The organism is Klebsiella aerogenes KCTC 2190 (assembly GCF_000215745.1).
Lineage (GTDB): Bacteria > Pseudomonadota > Gammaproteobacteria > Enterobacterales > Enterobacteriaceae > Klebsiella > Klebsiella aerogenes.
This window is the reverse complement of the sequence record NC_015663.1, coordinates 235,120-256,363: the sequence shown is the minus strand read 5'-3', so window position 1 is coordinate 256,363 and position 21,244 is coordinate 235,120. Positions and strand designations below refer to the sequence as shown.

At 53.5% G+C, this 21,244-nt stretch carries 24 protein-coding genes, 1 other RNA gene and 1 pseudogene; 16 read left to right on the top strand and 10 right to left on the bottom strand.

What is annotated here, in order from left to right:
• The first annotated feature begins 5 nt into the window (after positions 1 to 5).
• Positions 6 to 2,525, top strand: a complete 2,520-nt coding sequence (gene torA / locus EAE_RS01255; protein WP_015703208.1) for a trimethylamine-N-oxide reductase TorA — start codon at positions 6 to 8, stop codon at positions 2,523 to 2,525.
• A 180-nt stretch (positions 2,526 to 2,705) separates the two neighbouring features.
• Here torA and EAE_RS01250 read toward each other — a convergent pair whose 3' ends face one another.
• Positions 2,706 to 3,092, bottom strand: a complete 387-nt coding sequence (locus EAE_RS01250) for a DUF7079 family protein (protein WP_015703207.1) — start codon at positions 3,090 to 3,092, stop codon at positions 2,706 to 2,708.
• A gap of 197 nt (positions 3,093 to 3,289) precedes the next feature.
• Positions 3,290 to 3,421, bottom strand: coding sequence for a hypothetical protein (locus EAE_RS25465; RefSeq protein ID WP_323128498.1), 132 nt, complete (start codon positions 3,419 to 3,421; stop codon positions 3,290 to 3,292).
• 113 nt (positions 3,422 to 3,534) lie between these two features.
• Between EAE_RS25465 and EAE_RS01245 the strand changes: the two genes are divergently transcribed.
• The 5 genes from EAE_RS01245 (at position 3,535) to EAE_RS01225 (ending at position 7,058) form a co-directional block, all read left to right on the top strand.
• Positions 3,535 to 3,762, top strand: a complete 228-nt coding sequence (locus EAE_RS01245) for a DUF1272 domain-containing protein (RefSeq protein ID WP_015703206.1) — start codon at positions 3,535 to 3,537, stop codon at positions 3,760 to 3,762.
• Between the two features lie 309 nt (positions 3,763 to 4,071).
• Entirely contained in the window at positions 4,072 to 4,908 is an 837-nt protein-coding gene (locus EAE_RS01240; RefSeq protein ID WP_015703205.1) for an AraC family transcriptional regulator, read from the top strand.
• Positions 4,909 to 4,983: 75 nt separating this feature from the next.
• Positions 4,984 to 5,346 carry a cupin domain-containing protein gene (locus EAE_RS01235; RefSeq protein WP_015370120.1) on the top strand — a complete coding sequence of 121 codons (363 nt, stop codon included), beginning with the start codon at positions 4,984 to 4,986 and terminating at the stop codon, positions 5,344 to 5,346.
• A gap of 199 nt (positions 5,347 to 5,545) precedes the next feature.
• Positions 5,546 to 6,082 carry a dihydrofolate reductase family protein gene (locus tag EAE_RS01230; protein ID WP_015703204.1) on the top strand — a complete coding sequence of 179 codons (537 nt, stop codon included), beginning with the start codon at positions 5,546 to 5,548 and terminating at the stop codon, positions 6,080 to 6,082.
• A gap of 175 nt (positions 6,083 to 6,257) precedes the next feature.
• A complete protein-coding gene (locus EAE_RS01225; protein ID WP_015703203.1) occupies positions 6,258 to 7,058 on the top strand; it encodes a nucleotidyltransferase domain-containing protein in 801 nt (266 codons plus the stop codon).
• A gap of 158 nt (positions 7,059 to 7,216) precedes the next feature.
• Here EAE_RS01225 and EAE_RS01220 read toward each other — a convergent pair.
• The 3 genes and pseudogenes from EAE_RS01220 to smpB all read right to left on the bottom strand — a co-directional run.
• Positions 7,217 to 7,318: pseudogene (locus tag EAE_RS01220) on the bottom strand (integrase arm-type DNA-binding domain-containing protein); the annotation flags it as partial.
• Positions 7,319 to 7,521: 203 nt separating this feature from the next.
• Positions 7,522 to 7,884, bottom strand: a transfer-messenger RNA (tmRNA) gene (gene ssrA, locus EAE_RS01215).
• 144 nt (positions 7,885 to 8,028) lie between these two features.
• Positions 8,029 to 8,511, bottom strand: coding sequence for an SsrA-binding protein SmpB (gene smpB, locus EAE_RS01210; protein ID WP_015370247.1), 483 nt, complete (start codon positions 8,509 to 8,511; stop codon positions 8,029 to 8,031).
• Between the two features lie 153 nt (positions 8,512 to 8,664).
• On the opposite strand from smpB, the gene EAE_RS01205 reads away from it, so the two are divergent.
• Both EAE_RS01205 and EAE_RS01200 read left to right on the top strand, forming a co-directional pair.
• Positions 8,665 to 9,102 (top strand): type II toxin-antitoxin system RatA family toxin, encoded by a 438-nt coding sequence (locus tag EAE_RS01205; protein ID WP_015370248.1) that lies wholly within the window; start codon positions 8,665 to 8,667, stop codon positions 9,100 to 9,102.
• The gene (locus tag EAE_RS01200) at positions 9,092 to 9,382 is read left to right on the top strand and encodes an RnfH family protein (RefSeq protein ID WP_015370249.1); all 291 of its coding nucleotides are present in this window, start codon (positions 9,092 to 9,094) and stop codon (positions 9,380 to 9,382) included. The genes EAE_RS01205 and EAE_RS01200 overlap by 11 nt, the downstream gene beginning before the upstream one ends.
• Positions 9,383 to 9,445: 63 nt before the next feature.
• On the opposite strand, the gene bamE is transcribed toward EAE_RS01200, so the two are convergent.
• From bamE to nadK, 3 genes are all read right to left on the bottom strand, one after another.
• Positions 9,446 to 9,784: an outer membrane protein assembly factor BamE gene (bamE, locus tag EAE_RS01195; RefSeq protein WP_015703201.1), complete on the bottom strand. Its 339-nt coding sequence runs from the start codon at positions 9,782 to 9,784 to the stop codon at positions 9,446 to 9,448.
• A gap of 147 nt (positions 9,785 to 9,931) precedes the next feature.
• Entirely contained in the window at positions 9,932 to 11,593 is a 1,662-nt protein-coding gene (gene recN / locus EAE_RS01185; protein ID WP_015370251.1) for a DNA repair protein RecN, read from the bottom strand.
• An 86-nt stretch (positions 11,594 to 11,679) separates the two neighbouring features.
• Positions 11,680 to 12,558: an NAD(+) kinase gene (nadK, locus tag EAE_RS01180; protein WP_015370252.1), complete on the bottom strand. Its 879-nt coding sequence runs from the start codon at positions 12,556 to 12,558 to the stop codon at positions 11,680 to 11,682.
• Between the two features lie 123 nt (positions 12,559 to 12,681).
• Between nadK and grpE the strand changes: the two genes are divergently transcribed.
• Positions 12,682 to 13,272 carry a nucleotide exchange factor GrpE gene (gene grpE, locus EAE_RS01175; RefSeq protein ID WP_015370253.1) on the top strand — a complete coding sequence of 197 codons (591 nt, stop codon included), beginning with the start codon at positions 12,682 to 12,684 and terminating at the stop codon, positions 13,270 to 13,272.
• Positions 13,273 to 13,375: 103 nt separating this feature from the next.
• Here grpE and EAE_RS01170 read toward each other — a convergent pair whose 3' ends face one another.
• Entirely contained in the window at positions 13,376 to 14,662 is a 1,287-nt protein-coding gene (locus EAE_RS01170) for an HlyC/CorC family transporter (protein WP_026612238.1), read from the bottom strand.
• 17 nt (positions 14,663 to 14,679) lie between these two features.
• Positions 14,680 to 15,471, bottom strand: a complete 792-nt coding sequence (locus tag EAE_RS01165) for a cytochrome C assembly family protein (RefSeq protein ID WP_015703199.1) — start codon at positions 15,469 to 15,471, stop codon at positions 14,680 to 14,682.
• A gap of 166 nt (positions 15,472 to 15,637) precedes the next feature.
• Between EAE_RS01165 and ffh the strand changes: the two genes are divergently transcribed.
• From ffh to EAE_RS01125, 7 genes are all read left to right on the top strand, one after another.
• Positions 15,638 to 17,002 carry a signal recognition particle protein gene (gene ffh, locus EAE_RS01160; RefSeq protein WP_015370256.1) on the top strand — a complete coding sequence of 455 codons (1,365 nt, stop codon included), beginning with the start codon at positions 15,638 to 15,640 and terminating at the stop codon, positions 17,000 to 17,002.
• Between the two features lie 238 nt (positions 17,003 to 17,240).
• Complete coding sequence (gene rpsP, locus EAE_RS01155) at positions 17,241 to 17,489, top strand: 30S ribosomal protein S16 (protein WP_015370257.1); 249 nt, start codon at positions 17,241 to 17,243, stop codon at positions 17,487 to 17,489.
• An 18-nt stretch (positions 17,490 to 17,507) separates the two neighbouring features.
• A complete protein-coding gene (gene rimM / locus EAE_RS01150) occupies positions 17,508 to 18,056 on the top strand; it encodes a ribosome maturation factor RimM (RefSeq protein WP_015703198.1) in 549 nt (182 codons plus the stop codon).
• Between the two features lie 31 nt (positions 18,057 to 18,087).
• Positions 18,088 to 18,855: a tRNA (guanosine(37)-N1)-methyltransferase TrmD gene (gene trmD / locus EAE_RS01145; RefSeq protein WP_008806092.1), complete on the top strand. Its 768-nt coding sequence runs from the start codon at positions 18,088 to 18,090 to the stop codon at positions 18,853 to 18,855.
• 39 nt (positions 18,856 to 18,894) lie between these two features.
• Entirely contained in the window at positions 18,895 to 19,242 is a 348-nt protein-coding gene (gene rplS, locus EAE_RS01140) for a 50S ribosomal protein L19 (protein ID WP_002914145.1), read from the top strand.
• 120 nt (positions 19,243 to 19,362) lie between these two features.
• The gene (locus EAE_RS01130) at positions 19,363 to 19,812 is read left to right on the top strand and encodes a DUF2946 domain-containing protein (protein WP_015370259.1); all 450 of its coding nucleotides are present in this window, start codon (positions 19,363 to 19,365) and stop codon (positions 19,810 to 19,812) included.
• 56 nt (positions 19,813 to 19,868) lie between these two features.
• Entirely contained in the window at positions 19,869 to 21,239 is a 1,371-nt protein-coding gene (locus EAE_RS01125; RefSeq protein ID WP_015703197.1) for a PepSY-associated TM helix domain-containing protein, read from the top strand.
• Positions 21,240 to 21,244 lie beyond the last annotated feature (5 nt).

Sequence of the window (21,244 nt, the reverse complement as noted above, 5' to 3'; positions counted from 1 at the left end):
CCATGATGAAAAAGAATAACGATTATGACATGGCGGATCAGAGCCAGGAACCCGGTATGAATCTGACGCGTCGCCGTTTTCTGGCTGGCGCCAGCGCCCTGATGGCGGCGCCGCTGCTGGCGGGGCTGTGGCCGCGTTCGGCGCTGGCGGAGGCCATTAGCCAGGCGATGCCGCAGTTTATCGCATTGCGCCAGGCGGAAAGCGGGATTCTCACCGGCGCCCACTGGGGCGCGTTTGAAGCCATCGTCCGCGACAGCAAAATGGTTGACGTACGCCCGATTAAAGACGATCCGTATCCCAACGAACTGATTACCATGGCGCCGTATCAGGTTCACGCCGAAAACCGGATTAAATATCCGATGGTGCGTAAAAGCTGGTTAGAAGGCGGGGCGAAAAACGGTAAGCCGGAGCTGCGCGGCCGCGATGAGTGGGTCCGCGTCAGCTGGGATAAAGCCCTGCATCTGGTGGCGGGTGAAATCAGCCGTCTGCAAAAAGAGCATGGCCCATCATCTATTTATGCCGGTTCTTACGGCTGGAAAAGCGTCGGGATGTTCCACAACCCAAGAACGCTGCTGCAGCGCATGATGAACCTGGCGGGCGGCTTTGTCGGCTATTCCGGTGACTACTCCACCGGCGCGGCGCAGGTGATTATGCCGCACGTGGTCGGTTCCGTTGAGGTTTACGAACAGCAGACCGCGTGGCCAAACGTGATTGATAACAGCGAGCTGGTGGTGATGATCGGTTGTAACCCCATGATCACGCTGAAAAACAGCTGGAACCTGCCGGATCACGTCGGCCAGACGGGCTTTGAAGCGCTGAAGAAAAAAGGCACCCGGATGATCTGTATCGACCCGGTGCGCAGCGACAGCGCGCGTGAGTTAGGCGCCGAGTGGATCGCCCCGCGCAGCTACACCGACTGCGCGCTGATGGCGGGGGTAGCCCATACGCTGCTGGCAGAAAATCTGCATAACCCTGATTTCCTGAAAACCTACACCGTAGGGTTCGATAAATTTGAAGCCTACCTGAACGGTAAAGAAGATGGCGTCGTCAAAGATGCCAACTGGGCTGCGGATATCAGCGGCGTTGATGCTGAGACTATCAAGCAGCTGGCGCGAGATATGGCGAAGCATCGCACCATGATCATGGGCGGCTGGGGCATCCAGCGTCAGCATCATGGCGAACAGGCCCACTGGATGATGGTGACGCTGGCGGCGATGCTGGGGCAGATTGGCCTGCCCGGCGGCGGTTTCGGCTTTAGCTATCACTACTCTTCCGGCGGTAGCCCAACCGCGCGCGGCGGCATTCTGGCAGGGATCTCCGCCGGTAGCCCAACGTCGCCAGCGGCGAAAGATATTACGCCGTTCCCGGTGGCGCGCATTGCCGATGCGCTGGCGAACCCAGGCAAGACCATCGACTATAACGGGACAAAGGTCACCTATCCGGATATTAAAATGGTGTACGTGGCGGGCGGTAACACCTTCCACCAGCATCAGGATACCAACAACCTGGTGAAAGCCTGGCAGCATCCGGAAACCGTGGTGGTGAACGAACCGTACTGGACGGCGACGGCGAAACACGCGGACATCGTACTGCCGGTGACCACCACCTACGAGCGCAACGACATGGATATGGGCGGTGACTATTCGCAGCTTTATGTCTTCCCGCTGCGCCAGTGCGTACCGCCGCAGAACGAAGCGAAAAACGACTTTGATGTCTTTGCGGGGATTTCCGAGATCCTTGGGGTGCACGAGGCCTTTACCGAAGGCAAAGATGAGATGCTGTGGTTGAAGGGCATGTATGACGAGATGAAAGCCCAGGCGCGCAACGCTCGCGTGGCGCTGCCGCCGTTTGATATGTTCTGGGCTTCCAACAACTACATTCGCTTCCCGATCCCGCAAGAGAACACCCAATGGGTGCGTTTCGCCGATTTCCGCGAGAACCCGCTGCTCAACCCGCTGGGGACGCCGTCAGGGAAAATCGAGATCTACTCTGACGCCATCGCCAAAATGGGCTACGAGGACTGTAAAGCGATTCCAACCTGGATGCCGCCGCACGAGTGGTATCGCGGGCCGGAAGCCGAGAAATATCCGCTGTCGCTCAATACCGGTCACCCGATTAACCGTCTGCACTCTCAGCTCGATAATACGCCGCTGCGCAAAAAATATGCGGTAGCCGATCGCGAAGCCATCTGGATCCATCCGAAAGATGCGAGCGCGCGCGGCATCAGCGAAGGCGATTTGGTTCGCGCCTTTAACGATCGCGGGCAGATCCTGGTCGGAGCGGTGGTTACCGATAACGTTCGCGAAGGCGTAGTGCGCATCAGCGAAGGGGCATGGTTTGATCCGGCCGATCCGTCACAGCCGGGATCGCTGTGTAAAAACGGTAACGTCAACTGTCTGACCTTTGACGTCGGCTCCTCCAGCCTGGCGCAGGGGAACTGTGGCCAGATGTCGCAGCTGCAGATCGAGAAGTACACCGGACCGGCGCTGAAAAACACCGCGCACGATGTGCCGGTAGGCGCGTAACCCGCAGCTGACGTTTGAAAGACAAAACGGACACTTCTTTGAGGGAGTGTCCGTTTATCAGGTGAAAGTGAATATATTCACGGCATCGCTAATTCCACAATGTCTTATTTCCTGTACTGCATGAGCCTGGCTTTTGGGTGTATATCTAAACGTATGCCAATTGCCTCGCTTAAAACTCTTTCAGGAGCACTTACCCAGCTCATCGGAAAGCTTGTTGAGTTCATCCTGAATGTGTTTACGTCGCTGTTTCAGCAGTAAGTGGGTTGGAATGATGCGCTCGATAATTGTCGGCTTCTTATATACATACTCTGTAACGAGCTGTTTAATATCTTCCTCTGACCAACCGTCCATCACCGGCGTTGGATTGTAGAGAAGATTTGACTGGAGGGCAGGGGCAACCTCCTCATCCAGAATCATAAAGATCTCTTCCCGGCTTAAACCAGAGTCCTTTAACTTCTGCGCCATCCATCGGTAGTCGTAGTCCTGGAGTTCGCGCCCGGTAAACAGCCCCGATAATGCGTGCCAGACAGGAACGCGGGTCATCAGTTGAGCTTCTGTTAGTTGCATATTAGTTTCTCCCCTGTGGCCGGCAATACCCAATGGCCCGGTGCTACAGTGTATGTCAGATATCGGAATAAACGGTAGTCAGAAATAGCACCGGACTTACAGGGAAAAAATATCTGGCCTGAATATAAATAACTCGATACTCTGAAATAATATTAACAGTAAGCGATCTTATTAATGCAGATTAGAACTTACTGAATTCAAGTGGACGAGAACCTGCGCCTGAATTTGCCCTTGAGTTTATTGGCTTTTAATGCGCTACTGATAGCCTTTTCCGCATGTTGTACAGAATAAAATGATGATACAGACCTCATCTGAGGGCTTCGCGCCAGACGTTCCAGTAACTATATGTAAAAAAAACAATAACGTCATATATCGCAGAAGGAGATGCGGATAGTTGGCTTTTGGTATATCTAATGATGCTCCTTAACAATAAGAGACCACCATGCTTGAACTCCGTCCTAATTGCGAATGCTGTGATAAAGATCTGCCTCCTGAATCGAAAGAGGCATACATCTGTTCATTCGAATGCACATTTTGCATTGATTGTGTGACCCAACGGTTTGATGGTCAGTGCCCGAACTGCGGAGGAGAACTGGTGCGACGTCCAATACGCCCCGAAGCATCCCTCCTGCGATATCCTGCATCCAGTGAGCGTCACTATAAACAGTAGAGATGAAAACTATGTTCGCTCTTTGCTTATAACGTCCTAAGTGATCCTGCTAGCCGTCTGCTGAGTACCAGAAACGGATGTTAAGTATTGGGGCTCCATCATTGTATTGCTTTATGCAACTGCTGATTATGGTTGCTATGGCAGGCATTTTTCCACCGGAAAAAAAGCCGCAACCCAAGATTACAAGGATTACCCTAGGTTTGAGATGCCCCTTCCTGAAAGATTTCGAAGAAGAACCTTTACGCACTTTCATCATACTTCTTTCAAAACTGCATCCTAAACGTTTATGGTGTGGATTCTCCTACAATTATGAAACAGATGTTATTCATGCCGAATGCACAAAAGAATAAAGACTGGGTCAAACTTGCACACACGCCAGGGAAAATAGAGCGCCTGGAGGCGTATTTCAGCGGGCATGGTTATGAACCTCATCGTCACGATACATATGCGATCGGCAGGACATTGTCTGGTGTGCAACGTTTCCGTTATCGTGGCAGTAAACAACATAGTTTACCTGGTGGGACGATGGTCTTACACCCGGATGAAATTCATGATGGAGAGGCAGGAACGCTCGAGGGATTTCAGTATCGGATGTTTTATATCGAGCCCGCTTTAATTCAGAAAATTTTAGGCGGCAAACCGTTACCATTTATTCACAGCGGGATCTCATCTGATCCCCGGTTGTTTGCCGCTACCGGGCCGCTTTTAAAAGCGCCAGAAGATTCTATTGATACGCTTGAAGAGGAGGATGCTCTTTACGATCTTGCCCAGACTCTGGCAGTCGTGTCAGGGCAGCGATTTCGTCGATGCCTTGTGGACTATCAGTCTGTAGAGCGCGCTCGCGAATATATACAATCTGAATTCAGCCAGAACATCACGCTGGATACGTTGTCCTCCGTCTGTGGTAAAGATCGCTGGAGCCTGAGCCGGGATTTTCGAACTCTTTTCGGAACGAGTCCTTATCGCTACGTAACAATGCGCCGTCTCGCATACTGTCGACATCTGATTCAGTTAGGCCTGTCACTTGCGGAGTCTGCGTTGGAGGCGGGGTTTTCAGATCAAAGTCATATGACACGCCAGTTTATAAAAGCATATGGCATTTCACCGGGTCGTTGGCAAACATTTATTCAAAAACGCCGTCCCTGAGTTGCACGATCGTTCAATACCGGTACCGCAATATTATTTATCCTCGGCGTTTCTTAGCCATTAAGGAATGTCATCATGTACTCACCTGTAAACTTGGAACAGAAGTTCTCTCTCTTCGATACTCACTGGCAACCAAAAGTCATCGCGCAGATGAACGACTACCAATTCAAAATCGTGAAAATAGCGGGCGACTTTATCTGGCACTCACATCCGGAAACCGACGAATCCTTTATCGTAGTTGAGGGGGTTTTGCGTATTGATTTTCGTGACGGTTATGTCCTTGTCAAGCCAGGAGAAATGTTTGTTGTACCTAAAGGTGTTGAGCATAAAACGTCAGCTGAGACGACGGTAAAAATGATGATGATAGAACCCTGTGGTGTCAGGAATACCGGGCATGAAGGTGGGGAACGCACCGCAGAAAATGATATTTGGATCTGATTTGGGGAGATTTTAAGCCAGCCGATCGGCTGGCTTAAATAGTAGAAAACAGGTACATCGGCTTTTCTCCTCACTCAGCTTTGCTTCATGCCTTGAGCGGACGTTGCTAACCTGGTGATGTGGCTTTATCGGGGCATATCAATATCGCTAACATTGCTAAACTCAACGAGATCTATGCAACCTGAATACGGAGCTCTTGATGGTCACCACACATGTTTTCATTGCGGTCAGTCTTGATGGTTATATCGCCCGACAGGATGGCGATATCGACTGGCTGTTGAAGCGCGATGACCCGACAGAAGATCATGGCTATGCCGCGTTCATCGCGGACAAAGATTGGATCATTATGGGGCGAGGTAGCTATGAGAAGGTGCTGACTTTTGACGAATGGCCTTATGACCGACCCGTGCTGGTGCTTTCCCGACAGCTAACTGATACTCCCGTGCCCGAAGCGCTGAAGGATAAGGTGCAGTTTTCATGCTTCACGCCAGGGGAGGCTCTTGCTCACCTGAAGGAGAAAAACGTGCACAGGGTCTATATCGATGGTGGGCAGTTAATACAGTCATTCCTGCGCGAAGGCCTGGTTGCCGATATCGTTATCACTACCGTTCCTGTCCTGCTCGGTTCGGGAAAACCGCTGTTCGGAGTACTGCCCCATGATATCGATTTGACACTCCTATCCAGCCGCAGCTTCCCTTCGGGTCTGGTGCAGTCGCACTATCGGCTGATGTCATAAGCTGAATATGAGCATAGTGGCGACCTCCGCCGATAACCGCTGTGGTGATTGTGAGATCAGCCGAAAAGGGTGTTATCTCTCCAGGGATATTACTGTTCCTGCAAAAATATCTGGCCTGAATATAAACAACTCGATATTCTGAAATGCTTTGTATTTTTTGTGAACAGGAAAAAGTATGCTGAGTACATTACCCGATTTACACAGAAGTTTTGCAGAGCAACTCAAACTTAAATTTCAGTCTGATTCGCGAATTCACTCCCTTCTCGCTGGCGGCTCGATTGTTCATGGCGGGTTTGATAAATACTCCGATCTCGATTTTGTCGTTGTCGTAGACACTCTCCACTATGACGAAATCATGACGCAGCGTAGGGAACTTGCCGGAACATTAGGCCATCTGCTCCATGCTTTTACCGGGGAACATGTCGGAGAGCCTCGCCTGCTAATATGCCTGTATGGCCCAGAACTACTTCATGTCGATCTGAAATTCGTCACTCTGGAAATGCTCACTCAACGTGTTGAGGAGCCCGCAGTGCTATTTACCCGTGATAACACTGCTCTGCAGCGACAGCTGGCAAAATTTAGTGCTCACTGGCCTGATATGACGCCGGAGTGGTTTGAGTCCCGAGCCTGGATCTGGCTGCATTATGCAGTGGTTAAGTTGGGAAGGGGCGAACTCTTCGAAGCGATTGGTATGCTGTCATTCTTCCGCGAGCAGGTGCTGGGGCCAATGCTGTACCGTCGTGCCAATCTTCCGCAACGTGGGGTTCGCCGCATTGAATTCCACGGCATTGACCCTGATGGCCTGCTGACTTCCACGCTGGCAACGCACGATCGTGACTCCGTCAGCATGGCCATCAGAATGGCTGTTGACGCTTATATCATTCTGCGAGCTGATGCTCTGCCTGAGAATATCGCAGATGATGCGGCTCGTTGGGCTGTTCTTGCGATGCTGAAAGCGTATTCTGACAGGGGGTAAATCTGTACTCCGGTCGCTTACACGGTCGGAGTAAAAGTACCGACGATCTAAATCCCAGGATTGGCCGTCTCAGTTTAGTTACTTCAATCCCATGCTAAAGCCAGGTTCAGGTGTCAAGAGTAAGGTTCGCTATCTAAAAACGTGACCTGCCTGTATGCGATATTTACACCATCACCACCGTCATAGAGAACGTAGCCCGCTTCTTTGGATTTGGCAGATTCGATTTCTTTAACTGAGAGAGGTTTGGTTTGTCTTGCCATTGCCGGGTTTCCATAGTTTTAGGCACCTCAAAAAAATAAAGCTTTATGAGGTGCCTAACAAGGTGCCTAAAAGGTTCGGATTTAATTAGCTGGCATCAGACTTCGCGGGACAAATTGTGGGCACAAAAAAGCCCGCATGGCTTGCGCCGTGCGGGCTTTCAGGACTTCATCGGATGACTCTGGTAATCACCGATGGAGAATTTTGGTGGAGCTGGCGGGAGTTGAACCCGCGTCCGAAATTCCTACATCCTCGGTACTACATGCTTAGTTTGTCTTTACATTCGCACGCCAGCTGCGGACAGACACGCCACTAACGAACTAGCCTGATTAGTTTTAGCACTTCAACCCCAGGCAGGGCATCCGCGCGATCTCTTTTGAGTTTGACCTCTCTTGATCCCCGTCCTAAGAGCGGAGGCTAGGGAGAGAGGGCTCTAAGCAGGTTATTAAGCTGCTAAAGCGTAGTTTTCGTCGTTTGCGACTATTTTTTTGCGGCTTTTTACGAGGCCAACCGCCCCTCGGCATGCACCTTGGGTTTCGCGAATCCCGTCGAATCCAGAATCAGCCCCAATGTGTACTTGAAGTATAACAGATTTGTGAAGGTGGTTACCAGCCCCCGAAGCGAGGATTCTGGCGGCATATCGAGTGAAAAAGCAGCGGCAACAGCAATATAGCGTGGGGCCAGAGGGGGCTGGCCCGCAGAGAGGGGGGTATTACCGCCCGGCGTTCTTCATGATGCGCGCCTTATCGACCGCCCATTCACGATCTTTCACGTCGGTGCGCTTATCGTGCTGTTTCTTACCTTTCGCCACGCCAATTTTCACTTTGCACCAGGCGTTCTTCCAGTACAACGACAGGGCGACGACGGTATAACCTTCGCGGTTGATGCGGCCGTATAGCGCATCGAGCTCGCGCTGATTGAGCAGCAGCTTGCGGGTACGGGTCGGATCGCAAACGTAATGCGTGGAGGCGACCGCCATTGGCGTAAAGTTGGCGCCGAAAAGATAGGCTTCGCCATCTCTCAGAATGACATAGCTATCGCCGATGTTGGCTTTGCCGGCACGCAGAGATTTCACTTCCCAACCCTGCAGCGCGAGGCCTGCCTCGTATTCATCTTCGATAAAGTATTCGTGACGGGCGCGTTTATTCAGCGCAATGGTGGCTGATCCAGGTTTGTGGGCTTTTTTCTTAGTCATAATGTCCTGAAGTCATCGCTAGTTCTAAACATTGTTACCTCAATCCTTCCTGCGAGGCGTAATGGGCTATCTTAGCACGAGTTATGGTACAGCGTTTTTTTTAGCAGCAGATAAATGATATTATTTGCCCTGTGTTTAAATGTGGAACCTGCTATGCCTCAGATTAGCCGTACTGCGCTGGTGCCTTTCAGCGTGGAACAGATGTATCAACTCGTAAATGATGTGAAGTCCTATCCCGATTTCCTGCCTGGCTGCACCGGTAGCCGAGTGCTGGAGGCCGGGCCGACGCAAATGACGGCGGCGGTTGATGTGTCCAAGGCCGGCATCAGCAAGACTTTCACGACGCGTAATACACTGACCGATAACCAGAGTATTCTAATGAGCCTGGTCGATGGGCCGTTCAAAAAGCTGATTGGCGGCTGGAAGTTTATTCCGCTCAGCCCGGATGCGTGCAAAATTGAGTTTCATCTCGATTTTGAGTTCACCAACAAGCTGATTGAAATGGCTTTTGGTCGCATCTTTAAAGAGCTGGCCGCCAATATGGTGCAGGCGTTCACCACGCGCGCCAAAGAGGTGTATCGTGTCGGCTAATATTGTGGTTGAAGTCGCCTATGCGTTGCCGGAAAAACAGTACCTGCAACGCGTGAAGCTGCAGGCTGGGGCAACGGTCGAGCAGGCGATTATCTCCAGCGGTATTCTGGCGCTGCGCGAAGATATCGATCTGGCGAAAAATAAAGTCGGCATCTACAGCCGTCCGGTCAAGCTGCATGACGAAGTCCATGATGGCGACCGCGTAGAGATTTATCGCCCGCTGATTGCTGACCCGAAAGAGCTGCGCCGGCAGCGGGCTGAAAAGCACGCTGAGAAATAAGCGGGAAGGCACAATTAAAAAAAGCGCTCATTGAGCGCTTTTTGCATTTCAACTGGCCTGAGATTACTTGGTCAGCGCCGGTTTGTTATCAATGTTGGTTAACACACCGCTGCTGTCGAAGGTCAGCGTCAGTGTCTGCTGGGTCACTTTCTCATGGCCCGGCTGCTGGCGGAAAACGTAGAACCAGGTGTTGCTACCAAATGGATCTGACATCATCGGCGTACCCAGCGCATAAGCAACCTGCTGTTGCGTCATGCCGACACGGATTTTTGCGACATCATTAGGTGCCAGATAGTTACCCTGGTTGATATCAGGACGGTAAACCACTCGTTCCAGAGTGGAACAGCCTGCGGTCAACATAAGGAGAACCGCTGCGGCAGCAGTCAGCGTTTTACAGCGCATAGTGATTTGATTCCTTTTTGGGCCCGAGCAATACGTGGCTCATCTGTAATATGCCGATAATAATAGACCTTTGCCCGGTTGGGAACCTTCGACTGCAGGTCTATTGGCAATTTGCTGTTCACTATGACTCTGTGAAAATCAAAAAGTTTACGCCGCAAGCAACTCTTTCGCGTTCGCCAGGGTGTTGCGGGTCACCTCGCTACCGCCCAGCAGACGGGCCAGTTCCTGCAGTCTGGCGCGTTTGTCCAGCGCATGCATGTGGGTCTCGGTCATCTCGCCATCGGTCTCTTTGCAGACGAAGAAATGATGGTGACCACAGCCAGCAACCTGCGGCAGGTGAGTCACGCACATGACCTGCGTGGACTCTCCCAACTGGCGGAGCAGTTTGCCGACCACCGCCGCCGTCGGGCCGCTGATGCCGACATCGACCTCATCGAAAATCAGCGCCGGGGTCTCCATTTTACGAGCGGTAATAACCTGAATAGCCAGTGCGATACGCGACAGCTCGCCGCCGGAGGCCACTTTAGCAATCGGCTGTAGCGGTTGCCCCGGGTTGGTGGTAACGCGGAACTCAATATGGTCGGCACCTTCGGCGGTCAGATGGCGTTCATCAAAGGCGACATCAATGGCAAACACGCCGTGAGGCATAGAAAGTGAGTGCATACTTTCAGTAATCAACTGGGTGAGTTCGTCGGCGCTGCGCTGACGCAGGGCGTGCAGTTCTTGCGCCGTTTCCAGCGCCAGGCGGTGATGCTCAACGACCAGCTGGCTCAGCGACTCCAGCGAACCGGCGCTGTCGTCCAGCAGACGCTGCTCATCCAGCATGGCCTGATAGAACGCCGGCAGCTCTTCCGGCGCAATCTGATGCTTACGCGCCAGCGCAATCTGCCGGGAAATGCGCTGTTCCAGCTCGAACAGACGGTTAGGGTCGAGATCGAGACGGTCATTGTAGTGGCGCAGCTCATCAGTCGCCTCGCTGAGCTGAATAGAGGCTTCTTCCAGCATATCGAGCACGCCGGAGAGTTTGCTATCCATACCGACCAGCTCGCTAACCAGCTGTTTAGCGGTATAAAGCTGGCTTTGCAAATTGGCCTCTTCACCGTCGGCCAGTACCGTTAACGCATGCTGACAGGTACTGAGCAGCTGGCCGCTGTTGGCCAGACGTTTGTACTCTTCGTCAATCTGTTCGAACTCGCCCGGCAGAGGATTAAATTCGTTCAATTCTTTGAGCTGGTATTGCAGCAGGTCTGCGCGGGCGGCGCGTTCCTGGCTCTGCTGCTGATGCTGCGCCAGCTCCCGGCAGCTCTGGTGCCACTGGCGGTAGCGCTCCGCCATGCGTTGAGTAAGCGCATACTCACCGGTATAACCATCAAGCAGGGTTTTCTGATGTTCGGCTTTGGTGAGTAACTGATGGGCATGCTGGCCGTGGATCTGGATAAGCAACTGGCCCAGCTCGCGAAGCTGAGAAAGAGGCACGGCGGTGCCGTTGATGAAACCGCGGGAGCGGCCGTCAGCGCTGATCACGCGGCGAAGTAAACACTCACGCCCGCTCTCCAGTTGGTTCTCTTCCAGCCAGCGCTGGGCGGCAGGGGTATCTTTCAGCGCGAAGCGCGCGCACAGGTCGGCACGGCTGGCGCCGCGGCGCACCATGTCAGCTTCGGCTCGGCCGCCGAGGCACAGCCCCAGCGCGTCGATGGCAATGGATTTCCCGGCGCCGGTTTCCCCGGTGATGGCGGTCATGCCGCTGTGAAAATCAATTTCCAGTTCACGAACGATAGCGAAATTGCTGATGGTGAGTTGCGCCAACATAGCTGCCTTCCTGTATGAAAAACCATTACTGTGTTTTCGTACAGTATAGACTGGTTTTTTATCCAGTAAAGAGGCAGCTTGTAAAATCAGAACAATTTTTTTGACCAGCCCAACTTAGTGCTTAATGTATTGAAATAGCTGTAGTCTTTCGGGTGAATCAGATTGAGGTGATAATCACAGCGGCGGATGAGCACATCTTCGCCGTCCTGGATGGGTAGCGCAATCTGGCTGTCGCAGCTGATTTCCAGATCGTTGCAGCGCTGCGAGAAGCGCAGGCGAATGGTGCTATCGCCGTTAATCACCAGCGGCCGCGCTGATAGCGTATGCGGGAACATCGGCACCAGGGTGATGGCGTCCAGAGAAGGGGTGAGAATAGGGCCGCCGGCAGAGAGCGAATAGGCCGTCGAACCGGTAGGCGTGGAGATGATCAGGCCGTCGGAGCGCTGGGAGAAGGCGAACACTTCATCGATATAGACCTCGAACTCAATCATGTGCGCGACTTTACCCGGATGCAGCACTACTTCATTGATAGCCGTGCTGATGCGCTTCTGGCAGTCATGCTGGCACACCTGGGCTTCCAGCAGAAAACGTTTTTCGGCGATATAGTGGCCTTCAAGTACGTCGGCCAACTGCTGGAGCGCGTTATCCGGGTCAAGGTCGGTAAGAAAACCAAGATTGCCGCGGTTAATGCCGATGACGTTGATGTCATAGCGCGCCAGGGTACGCGCCGCGCCGAGCATATTGCCGTCACCGCCGACTACCACCGCCAGATCCGCCTGCTGGCCGATTTCCGCCAGCGTGCCGGTTTTAACATTGCTAAGCTGGAGTTCATGGGCGATTTGCTGCTCGACCAGCACCTCATAGCCTTTGCCGCATAGCCAGCGCCAGAGCATTTCATGTGTGGTCAGGGCGGTTGGGTGACGAGGGTGTCCCACAATGCCGATACACTTGAAATGGTTCTTCATGATCTGGATGTCCTTGGGTTAAATGAATGATGACAATCTGTCTGCTTCCCTTGAATCCCGGAAACTGATCCCCATAATAAGCGAAGTTAGCGAGATGAATGCGAAAAAAACGCGGAGAAATTCATGAGTAGTAAAGAACAGAAAACGCCTGAGGGGCAAGCCCCGGAAGAAATTATCACGGAGCAGCACGACAACGTAGAGGCGGTAGAGCCTGAGGTTTCTGCTGAGCAGGTGGATCCGCGCGATGAAAAAATTGCGAATCTGGAAGCACAGCTGGCCGAAGCGCAAAAGCGTGAACGTGATGTGATGCTGCGCGCAAAAGCGGAAGAAGACAACCTGCGTCGTCGCACCGAACAGGATATCGAGAAAGCGCATAAATTTGCCCTGGAGAAGTTCGTCAACGAACTGCTGCCGGTTATCGATAGCCTGGATCGCGCGCTGGAAGTGGCTGATAAAGCTAACCCGGATATGGCGCCGATGGTTGAAGGGATCGAACTGACTCTGAAATCGATGCTGGACGTCGTGCGTAAGTTTGGCGTGGAAGTGGTTGCCGATACCAACGTACCGCTGGATCCTAACGTGCATCAGGCTATCGCCATGGTCGAGTCTGACGATGTGGCTGCCGGTAACGTACTGGGTGTTATGCAGAAGGGTTATACCCTGAACGGTCGTACTATTCGCGCCGCAATGGTAACCGTCGCGAAAGCGAAGTAATTCGCTAGTTCGCCAGTAACGGCTGCCTGCGGGTGGCCGTTTTTATTGACTTTAAATAAAAAAACGGCGAACCGAAGTTCGCCGTTGTTCTTTGCTGGCTGCGCTATTCGGCCACGCTTTCGCGTAATGATTTCACCGGCATCACCTTCACCTGCTTAATCATATTGTCCTGTACGTCGAGAATATCGATATCATACTGTTCGATACGTACGCGGGTTCCAGGGACCGGGATCTCCTCCAGCGCTTCCAGAATGATGCCGTTAACGGTACGCGCGTCGTCTTCCGGCAGGTGCCAGTTGAACGCTTTGTTGATTTCCCGCACGTTGGCGCCGCCGTCAATAATCACCGAGCCGTCATTAAGCGGCGTCACTTCTTCGGCAAGGGTCGGCGACATCGAGGTGGTGAAGTCTCCCACAATCTCTTCAAGAATATCCTCAACGGTGACCAGCCCCTGAATATCACCATATTCATCAACCACCAGGCCGACTTTCTTTTTATTACGCTGGAATTTCACCAATTGCGTGCTGAGCGGCGTACCTTCCGGCACAAAGTAAATCTCATCTGCCGCTCGTAACATGATCTCTTTTGTGAACTCTTTCTTTTCCGTCATGAGCCGATAGGCTTCACGGACGCGCAGCATACTGATGGCATCGTCCAGCGAATCACGATACAGCACGATACGACCATGCGGCGAGTGGGTTAGCTGGCGGACGATAGATTTCCAGTCATCGTTGATATCGATACCGACGATCTCATTGCGCGGCACCATGATGTCATTAACGCTGACCTTTTCCAGATCCAGGACCGACAGCAGCATGTCCTGATTCCGCCGTGAGATTTGTGAACGGGATTCATTCACAATCGTTCGCAGTTCATCTTTACTCAATGCGCCGCTAATAACGTGATCGGTCTTAATGCCCATCATGCGCATCAGTACGCGGGTAATGGTGTTCAACAGCCACACCAGCGGCATCATCAGTACCTGTAGCGGCGCCAACAGGAAACTGCTGGGGTAGGCGACCTTTTCCGGGTACAGGGCGGCAATGGTTTTAGGTAAGACTTCGGCAAACACCAGCACGACAAAGGTGAGCACGCCGGTGGCGATAGCCACGCCGGCGTCGCCGTACAGACGCATGCCGACGATGGTTCCCAGCGCCGAGGCCAGGATATTGACGAGGTTGTTGCCGATGAGCACCAGGCTAATGAGGCGATCCGGCTTACGCAGCAGCTTTTCCACCCGCTTAGCCGGGCGGTTGCCTTGTTTCGCCATATGGCGCAGCCGATAGCGGTTCAGCGTCATCATGCCGGTTTCGGAACCGGAGAAATAGGCGGAGATAATCACCATGATGATCAGCGTGACGATCAGCGTGGTGGTAGAAATGTGTTCCAGGAGAGACTCCTTAGTCTTTAACTGACAAACTGCTGCAGGACGCGGCTGCCAAAATAAGCCAGGGTCAGCAGCCCGGCTCCGGCGACGTTAAACCAGACCACCCGGCGGCCGCGCCAGCCTTCGTGGTAGTGCCCCCACAGCAGTACGATATAGACAAACCAGGCCACGATAGACAGCACTGCCTTATCAATATTTTCGGTATTAAACAGGTTGTGCATATAGAACAACCCGGTGCACAGCGTCAGGGTCAGCAGCACGACGCCAACCTGGGTGATATGAAACATTTTACGCTCAATACTCATCAGCGGCGGCATTTCGCTGCTGAAAGCCAGCTTTTTATTTTTAAGCTGATAGTCAATCCACGCCAGCTGCAGCGCGTACAGCGCGGCGATGATAAGCGTGGCGTAGGCAAAGAGCGACAGGCCGATATGCACCAACATCCCCGGGGTGGTTTCGAGGTGGGTGATGTACTCGTTAGGCACGAAGGTGGCGAAGGCGAGGTTGATCAGCGCGAAGGCGTATACGATCGGTAGCAATAACCAGCCGCGATTACGCGAGGCGACGATGGTCATCACCGTACAGATCATCAGGCTGACCAGCGAGCCGACGTTAAGTAAGCTGAGATTTTGCCCACCTTCGCCGCCGGGGAAAATACGTGACTCCAGCGCGAAGGCGTGGCAAATCAGCGCTATCGTCGCGGAGAGAATCGCCATCCGCCGCCAGCTGCTGTTTTTTTGCAGCAGGCCAGGGATGATCAGCGCAAGGCTGATGGAGTAGGCGACAAGGGCAAGTAGAGCAAACACAGGCATAGGAGCGTCGACTGTTGACTAAATAAGAAAGAGAAGCAGTATAGCGTCACGCGACGTCTGCTCCAACCGTTGCAGCACATTCAGGTTTATGTCGTGTTATACTGCGCCAAATTCGTATTTTTGTGTCGCTGCGGCGACCGACCGTTTCCACCTCAGGCGAGAGACAATGTTTGATAATTTAACCGATCGTTTGTCGCGTACGCTGCGCAACATTAGCGGCCGCGGACGCCTTACCGAAGACAACATTAAAGACACCCTGCGCGAAGTGCGCATGGCGCTGCTGGAGGCCGACGTCGCGCTTCCGGTGGTGCGTGATTTCATCAGCCGCGTCAAAGAGAGCGCGGTAGGCCATGAAGTCAATAAAAGCCTGACGCCAGGTCAGGAGTTCGTCAAGATTGTCCGCAACGAGCTGGTTGCGGCGATGGGCGAAGAAAACCAGACGCTGGATTTAGCCGCGCAGCCGCCGGCCGTCGTCCTGATGGCGGGCCTGCAGGGTGCGGGTAAAACGACCAGCGTCGGTAAGCTGGGTAAATTCCTGCGCGAGAAGCACAAGAAAAAAGTGCTGGTCGTTTCCGCAGACGTATACCGCCCGGCGGCGATTAAACAGCTGGAAACGCTGGCAGAGCAGGTCGGCGTGGATTTCTTCCCGTCCGACGTTGGCCAGAAGCCGGTTGATATCGTCAACGCGGCGCTGAAAGAGGCGAAGCTTAAATTCTACGACGTGCTGCTGGTGGATACCGCCGGCCGTCTGCACGTCGATGAAGCGATGATGGACGAAATCAAACAGGTCCACGTCGCGATTAATCCGGTTGAGACGCTGTTTGTCGTCGATGCGATGACCGGTCAGGATGCGGCGAATACCGCGAAGGCCTTTAACGAAGCGCTGCCTTTGACCGGCGTGGTGCTGACCAAAGTAGACGGCGATGCCCGCGGCGGCGCGGCGCTGTCGATTCGTCATATCACCGGCAAGCCGATTAAATTCCTCGGCGTCGGCGAGAAAACCGAAGCGCTGGAGCCGTTCCACCCGGACCGTATCGCTTCCCGTATTCTCGGCATGGGCGACGTGCTGTCGCTTATCGAAGATATCGAGAGCAAAGTTGACCGCGCGCAGGCCGAGAAACTGGCATCCAAGCTGAAGAAAGGCGACGGTTTCGACCTGACCGACTTCCTTGAGCAACTGCGCCAGATGAAAAATATGGGCGGCATGGCCAGCCTGATGGGCAAACTGCCGGGCATGGGGCAAATTCCCGATAACGTGAAAGCGCAGATGGACGACAAAGTGCTGGTGCGTATGGAAGCGATCATCAACTCGATGACGATGAAAGAGCGCGCTAAGCCGGAAATCATCAAAGGTTCGCGTAAACGCCGTATCGCCGCCGGTTGCGGGATGCAGGTGCAGGACGTGAACCGCTTGCTGAAGCAGTTCGACGACATGCAGCGCATGATGAAGAAGATGAAGTCGAAAGGCGGCATGATGAAGATGATGCGCGGGATGAAAGGGATGATGCCGCCAGGATTCCCAGGCCGCTAATACGCGTCATAATTCAAGCCGCAGATGCGTTGGCTGCGTTCGTTCACCCCGGTCACGTACTTGTGTACGCTCCCGGGGATTTACTCACTTGCCGCCTTCCTGCAACTCGAATTATTTAGCGTATGTAGTTTTGAATTGATTTTTGCACAGAAATCAGTAAAATTTTCGGGCTTTTAATATGACACCAGGCTCCGTTCCTCGATGGGGCCCGGTTGTTTTATTCACACAAGAGGATGTTATGGTAACTATTCGTTTAGCACGTCACGGCGCTAAAAAGCGTCCGTTCTACCAGGTTGTTGTCACCGACAGCCGTAATGCACGCAACGGTCGCTTCATCGAGCGCGTTGGCTTCTTCAACCCGATCGCTACCGAGAAAGAAGAAGGCACCCGCCTGGATCTGGATCGTATCGCTCACTGGGTTGGCCAGGGCGCTACTGTTTCCGATCGCGTTGCCGCGCTGATCAAAGCCGCTAACAAAGCAGCTTAATCTGTCACGGTGGTCATGATGAGCAAGCAACACACCGCACAAGCACCTGTTGATCCGATTGTATTGGGGAAAATGGGTTCTTCCTACGGTATCCGTGGTTGGCTCAGAGTGTTTTCCTCCACCGAAGACGCTGAAAGCATTTTTGACTATCAGCCCTGGTTAATCCAGAAGGCGGGTCAGTGGCAGGTTGTTGAGCTGGAAAGCTGGCGCCACCACAATCAGGACATCATCATCAAGCTGAAAGGCATTGACGATCGTGATGCGGCGAATCTCCTGACTAATTGCGAAATTATCGTGGATTCATCGCAGCTGCCGGCGCTGGAAGAGGGCGACTATTACTGGAAAGACCTGATGGGTTGCCAGGTAGTTACCACCGAAGGCTATAGCCTGGGTAAAGTCATTGATATGATGGAAACCGGGTCGAATGACGTTCTCGTCATCAAGGCAAACCTGAAAGATGCATTTGGCATCAAGGAGCGGTTGGTTCCGTTCCTCGATGGGCAGGTTATCAAGAAAGTCGATCTCGCTACTCGTACTATCGAAGTAGATTGGGATCCTGGTTTTTAAATTCTCCGGATAAACGGTAAAAGACGGCGCTATGTGGATTGGCATAATTAGCCTGTTTCCTGAAATGTTCCGCGCAATTACCGATTACGGGGTAACTGGCCGGGCAGTAAAAAATGGCCTGCTGAGCATCGAAAGCTGGAGTCCTCGCGACTTCGCTCATGACCGGCACCGTACCGTGGACGATCGTCCTTACGGCGGCGGACCGGGGATGCTAATGATGGTTCAACCCTTACGGGATGCCATTCATGCAGCAAAAGCCGCGGCAGGTGAAGGCGCAAAGGTGATTTATCTGTCACCTCAGGGACGCAAGCTTGATCAAGCGGGCGTCAGCGAACTGGCAACGAATCAGAAACTGATTCTGGTGTGCGGTCGCTACGAAGGGATAGACGAGCGCGTAATCCAAACCGAAATTGACGAAGAATGGTCAATCGGCGATTACGTTCTCAGCGGTGGTGAGTTACCGGCAATGACGCTGATTGACTCCGTTTCCCGGTTCATTCCGGGAGTACTGGGACATGAAGCATCAGCAACGGAAGATTCCTTTGCTGATGGGTTGCTGGATTGCCCGCACTATACCCGTCCTGAAGTGTTAGAAGAGATGGAAGTACCGCCAGTATTGCTGTCGGGGAACCATGCTGAGATACGTCGCTGGCGTCTGAAGCAGTCGCTGGGCCGCACCTGGCTTAGAAGACCTGAACTTCTGGAAAACCTGGCTCTGACTGAAGAGCAAGCAAAGTTGCTGGCGCAGTTCAAAAGCGAACACGCGCAACAGCAGCATAAACATGATGGGCAGGCGTGAGCCCCCAATATCAGTTTACCCAGGATAAGAGATTAAATTATGAGCAACATTATTAAGCAACTTGAACAAGAACAGATGAAGCAGGACGTACCTTCCTTCCGTCCGGGTGATACCGTGGAAGTGAAAGTATGGGTTGTTGAAGGTTCCAAAAAACGTCTGCAGGCATTCGAGGGCGTGGTTATCGCTATTCGTAACCGCGGTCTGCACTCTGCATTCACTGTTCGTAAAATTTCCAACGGCGAAGGCGTTGAGCGTGTCTTCCAGACTCACTCTCCGGTAGTTGACAGCATTGCTGTTAAACGTCGTGGTGCTGTACGTAAAGCTAAACTGTACTACCTGCGTGAGCGTACCGGTAAGTCTGCTCGTATCAAAGAGCGTCTTAACTAAGATTCGCTTTCGCGACATCCTGATAGAAAGGGCTGGCCAGATGGCTGGCCCTTTTTTTATCTAAATTTTAACTATTTTGATGTAAATCAATTACAATATCGCCCGGATTTCGGAGGGGCGGTGAACGGCACTATTTTTTCACAATCAGCATTGCAACGGCGGGCCGCCTGGCTGGCGCTGTTTGCGATCCTGCTGATCGTGGTGGCGCCGCTGATCTCCGTTTCGCTGCAGAAAGATCCCATGAGCGTAATGCCGGGCATGCATCATGCTATGCCGATGGGGGAGTCTCATGATGGGATGTCCGGACATGAGATGGTAATGATGCACGGCGCTGACAGCGCGTCGCAGCCGGCGCATAGCATGCCGGTCGATCACGCCGAAGCTTGCGGCTATTGCGTGCTATTAGCGCACGTACCGGGGCTGCTGTTCGCGCTGGCGCTGTTCTTCGCCATGATCCTGCGGCGCATTCGCCTGCCGGCTTCTCGCCCGGTATTAAAACACTGGCACTACTTCCCCTGGCTCTATCCTGAAACCCGCGCGCCGCCGCGGCTGTCTGCTTTTTCCCTTTAATAAAAATGAATCTGCGTACTGCGCAACGACCTCTTTTGCTTTAAAAAAGGAAGAGTATGACAACCTGCACCTCGCGCGCGGCATGGTTAAACCTGCTGCGGCGCCTCCATTTCTATATTGGTCTGTTTATTGGACCATTTATCTTTGTCGCGGCCTTGACCGGCACGCTGTATGTCGCCACGCCGCAACTGGAAAACTGGCTGTACCATGAGGCCTTACAGGGCTCGCTCAACGGCGAAAGACAGCCGCTTAGCGCGCAAATTGCCGTCGCCAAAGAGGCTACGCAAAACAACCTCCGCCTGCAGGCCGTGCGCCCGGGTATTACCGCCGGCGAAACGACGCGGGTGATGTTTGCCGACCCGCGGCTGGGGGAATCAGAAAACCGGGCTATTTTTGTTGACCCGGTGACGCTACGGGTCAAAGGCGATCTGACGGTTTACGGTACCAGCGGTATTTTACCGCTGCGCCAGTGGATTGATTACGCGCATAAATCCTTGCTGTTGGGCGACGGTGGCAGACTGTACAGCGAACTGGCGGCCTCCTGGATGTGGGTTGCAGCGTTGGGCGGTATTGCGCTATGGGCGATGACCCGTCCGAAGCGGCGGATACACAATCGGCTGCAAAATACTCGACGTCTGCACGTGACGCTGGGCTGGATGTTACTGGTCGGCATGTTACTGTTTTCCGCCACCGGCTTAACCTGGTCGCAGTGGGCGGGCGGTAACGTCGATAAGATGCGCGCCGCGTTTGGCTGGCTAACGCCGCAGGTCAATACGCAACTTCATGGCGGGGAGGCGATGCCGCCCGATCCGCACGCCGGGCACCACATGGCGCATATGGCAATGGATGAGCCACAGATGAAAGTGACTGCGGATCGGTTCGATAGCGTATTACAGGTGGCGCAGGCCGCAGGGCTGACGGCCAGCAAGCTGGAGATCCGGCCGCCAAAAAGCGCGGGGATGGCGTGGACGGTGAATGAAATTGACCGTAGTTGGCCGACGCGGGTCGATGCTGTGGCCATCGATGGCGAGACGTTACAAGTCGTGGATCGTACCCGCTTTAGCGATTTCCCGCTGATGGCAAAGCTGACCCGTTGGGGCGTCGATTTTCATATGGGAATACTGTTCGGGTTGGCGAACCAGTTGCTGTTGGTGGCATTCGGGTTGGCCCTGTGCGTCATGATCATCGTCGGCTATCGCCTGTGGTGGATCCGCCGTCCGGCGCAGAGTGCGTTTAATCCTGCACAAACGTTGGTGCAAGCGTGGCTGGGACTAAGTGTCGCTGCCCGGGCGCTTGCGCTGTTAATAGCGCTCCTGCTCGGGCTGGCGGTGCCGCTGATGGGCGTCAGCCTCGCGGCGTGCCTCGTGGTTGATTACCTGCGCTGGCGCGCGGCTTCAGCGATGAGGCTGGTTAAGTCGGTAGACTAACGCGC

Excerpts from the sequence above, each read along its gene's own strand:
- torA (WP_015703208.1), top strand. The coding sequence starts at position 6 with ATGAAAAAGAATAACGATTATGACATGGCGGATCAGAGCCAGGAACCC.
- EAE_RS01250 (WP_015703207.1), bottom strand. The coding sequence starts at position 3,092 with ATGCAACTAACAGAAGCTCAACTGATGACCCGCGTTCCTGTCTGGCAC.
- EAE_RS01245 (WP_015703206.1), top strand. The coding sequence starts at position 3,535 with ATGCTTGAACTCCGTCCTAATTGCGAATGCTGTGATAAAGATCTGCCT.
- EAE_RS01240 (WP_015703205.1), top strand. The coding sequence starts at position 4,072 with ATGAAACAGATGTTATTCATGCCGAATGCACAAAAGAATAAAGACTGG.
- EAE_RS01235 (WP_015370120.1), top strand. The coding sequence starts at position 4,984 with ATGTACTCACCTGTAAACTTGGAACAGAAGTTCTCTCTCTTCGATACT.
- EAE_RS01230 (WP_015703204.1), top strand. The coding sequence starts at position 5,546 with ATGGTCACCACACATGTTTTCATTGCGGTCAGTCTTGATGGTTATATC.
- EAE_RS01225 (WP_015703203.1), top strand. The coding sequence starts at position 6,258 with ATGCTGAGTACATTACCCGATTTACACAGAAGTTTTGCAGAGCAACTC.
- smpB (WP_015370247.1), bottom strand. The coding sequence starts at position 8,511 with ATGACTAAGAAAAAAGCCCACAAACCTGGATCAGCCACCATTGCGCTG.
- EAE_RS01205 (WP_015370248.1), top strand. The coding sequence starts at position 8,665 with ATGCCTCAGATTAGCCGTACTGCGCTGGTGCCTTTCAGCGTGGAACAG.
- bamE (WP_015703201.1), bottom strand. The coding sequence starts at position 9,784 with ATGCGCTGTAAAACGCTGACTGCTGCCGCAGCGGTTCTCCTTATGTTG.
- recN (WP_015370251.1), bottom strand. The coding sequence starts at position 11,593 with ATGTTGGCGCAACTCACCATCAGCAATTTCGCTATCGTTCGTGAACTG.
- nadK (WP_015370252.1), bottom strand. The coding sequence starts at position 12,558 with ATGAAGAACCATTTCAAGTGTATCGGCATTGTGGGACACCCTCGTCAC.
- grpE (WP_015370253.1), top strand. The coding sequence starts at position 12,682 with ATGAGTAGTAAAGAACAGAAAACGCCTGAGGGGCAAGCCCCGGAAGAA.
- EAE_RS01165 (WP_015703199.1), bottom strand. The coding sequence starts at position 15,471 with ATGCCTGTGTTTGCTCTACTTGCCCTTGTCGCCTACTCCATCAGCCTT.
- ffh (WP_015370256.1), top strand. The coding sequence starts at position 15,638 with ATGTTTGATAATTTAACCGATCGTTTGTCGCGTACGCTGCGCAACATT.
- rpsP (WP_015370257.1), top strand. The coding sequence starts at position 17,241 with ATGGTAACTATTCGTTTAGCACGTCACGGCGCTAAAAAGCGTCCGTTC.
- rimM (WP_015703198.1), top strand. The coding sequence starts at position 17,508 with ATGAGCAAGCAACACACCGCACAAGCACCTGTTGATCCGATTGTATTG.
- trmD (WP_008806092.1), top strand. The coding sequence starts at position 18,088 with ATGTGGATTGGCATAATTAGCCTGTTTCCTGAAATGTTCCGCGCAATT.
- rplS (WP_002914145.1), top strand. The coding sequence starts at position 18,895 with ATGAGCAACATTATTAAGCAACTTGAACAAGAACAGATGAAGCAGGAC.
- EAE_RS01125 (WP_015703197.1), top strand. The coding sequence starts at position 19,869 with ATGACAACCTGCACCTCGCGCGCGGCATGGTTAAACCTGCTGCGGCGC.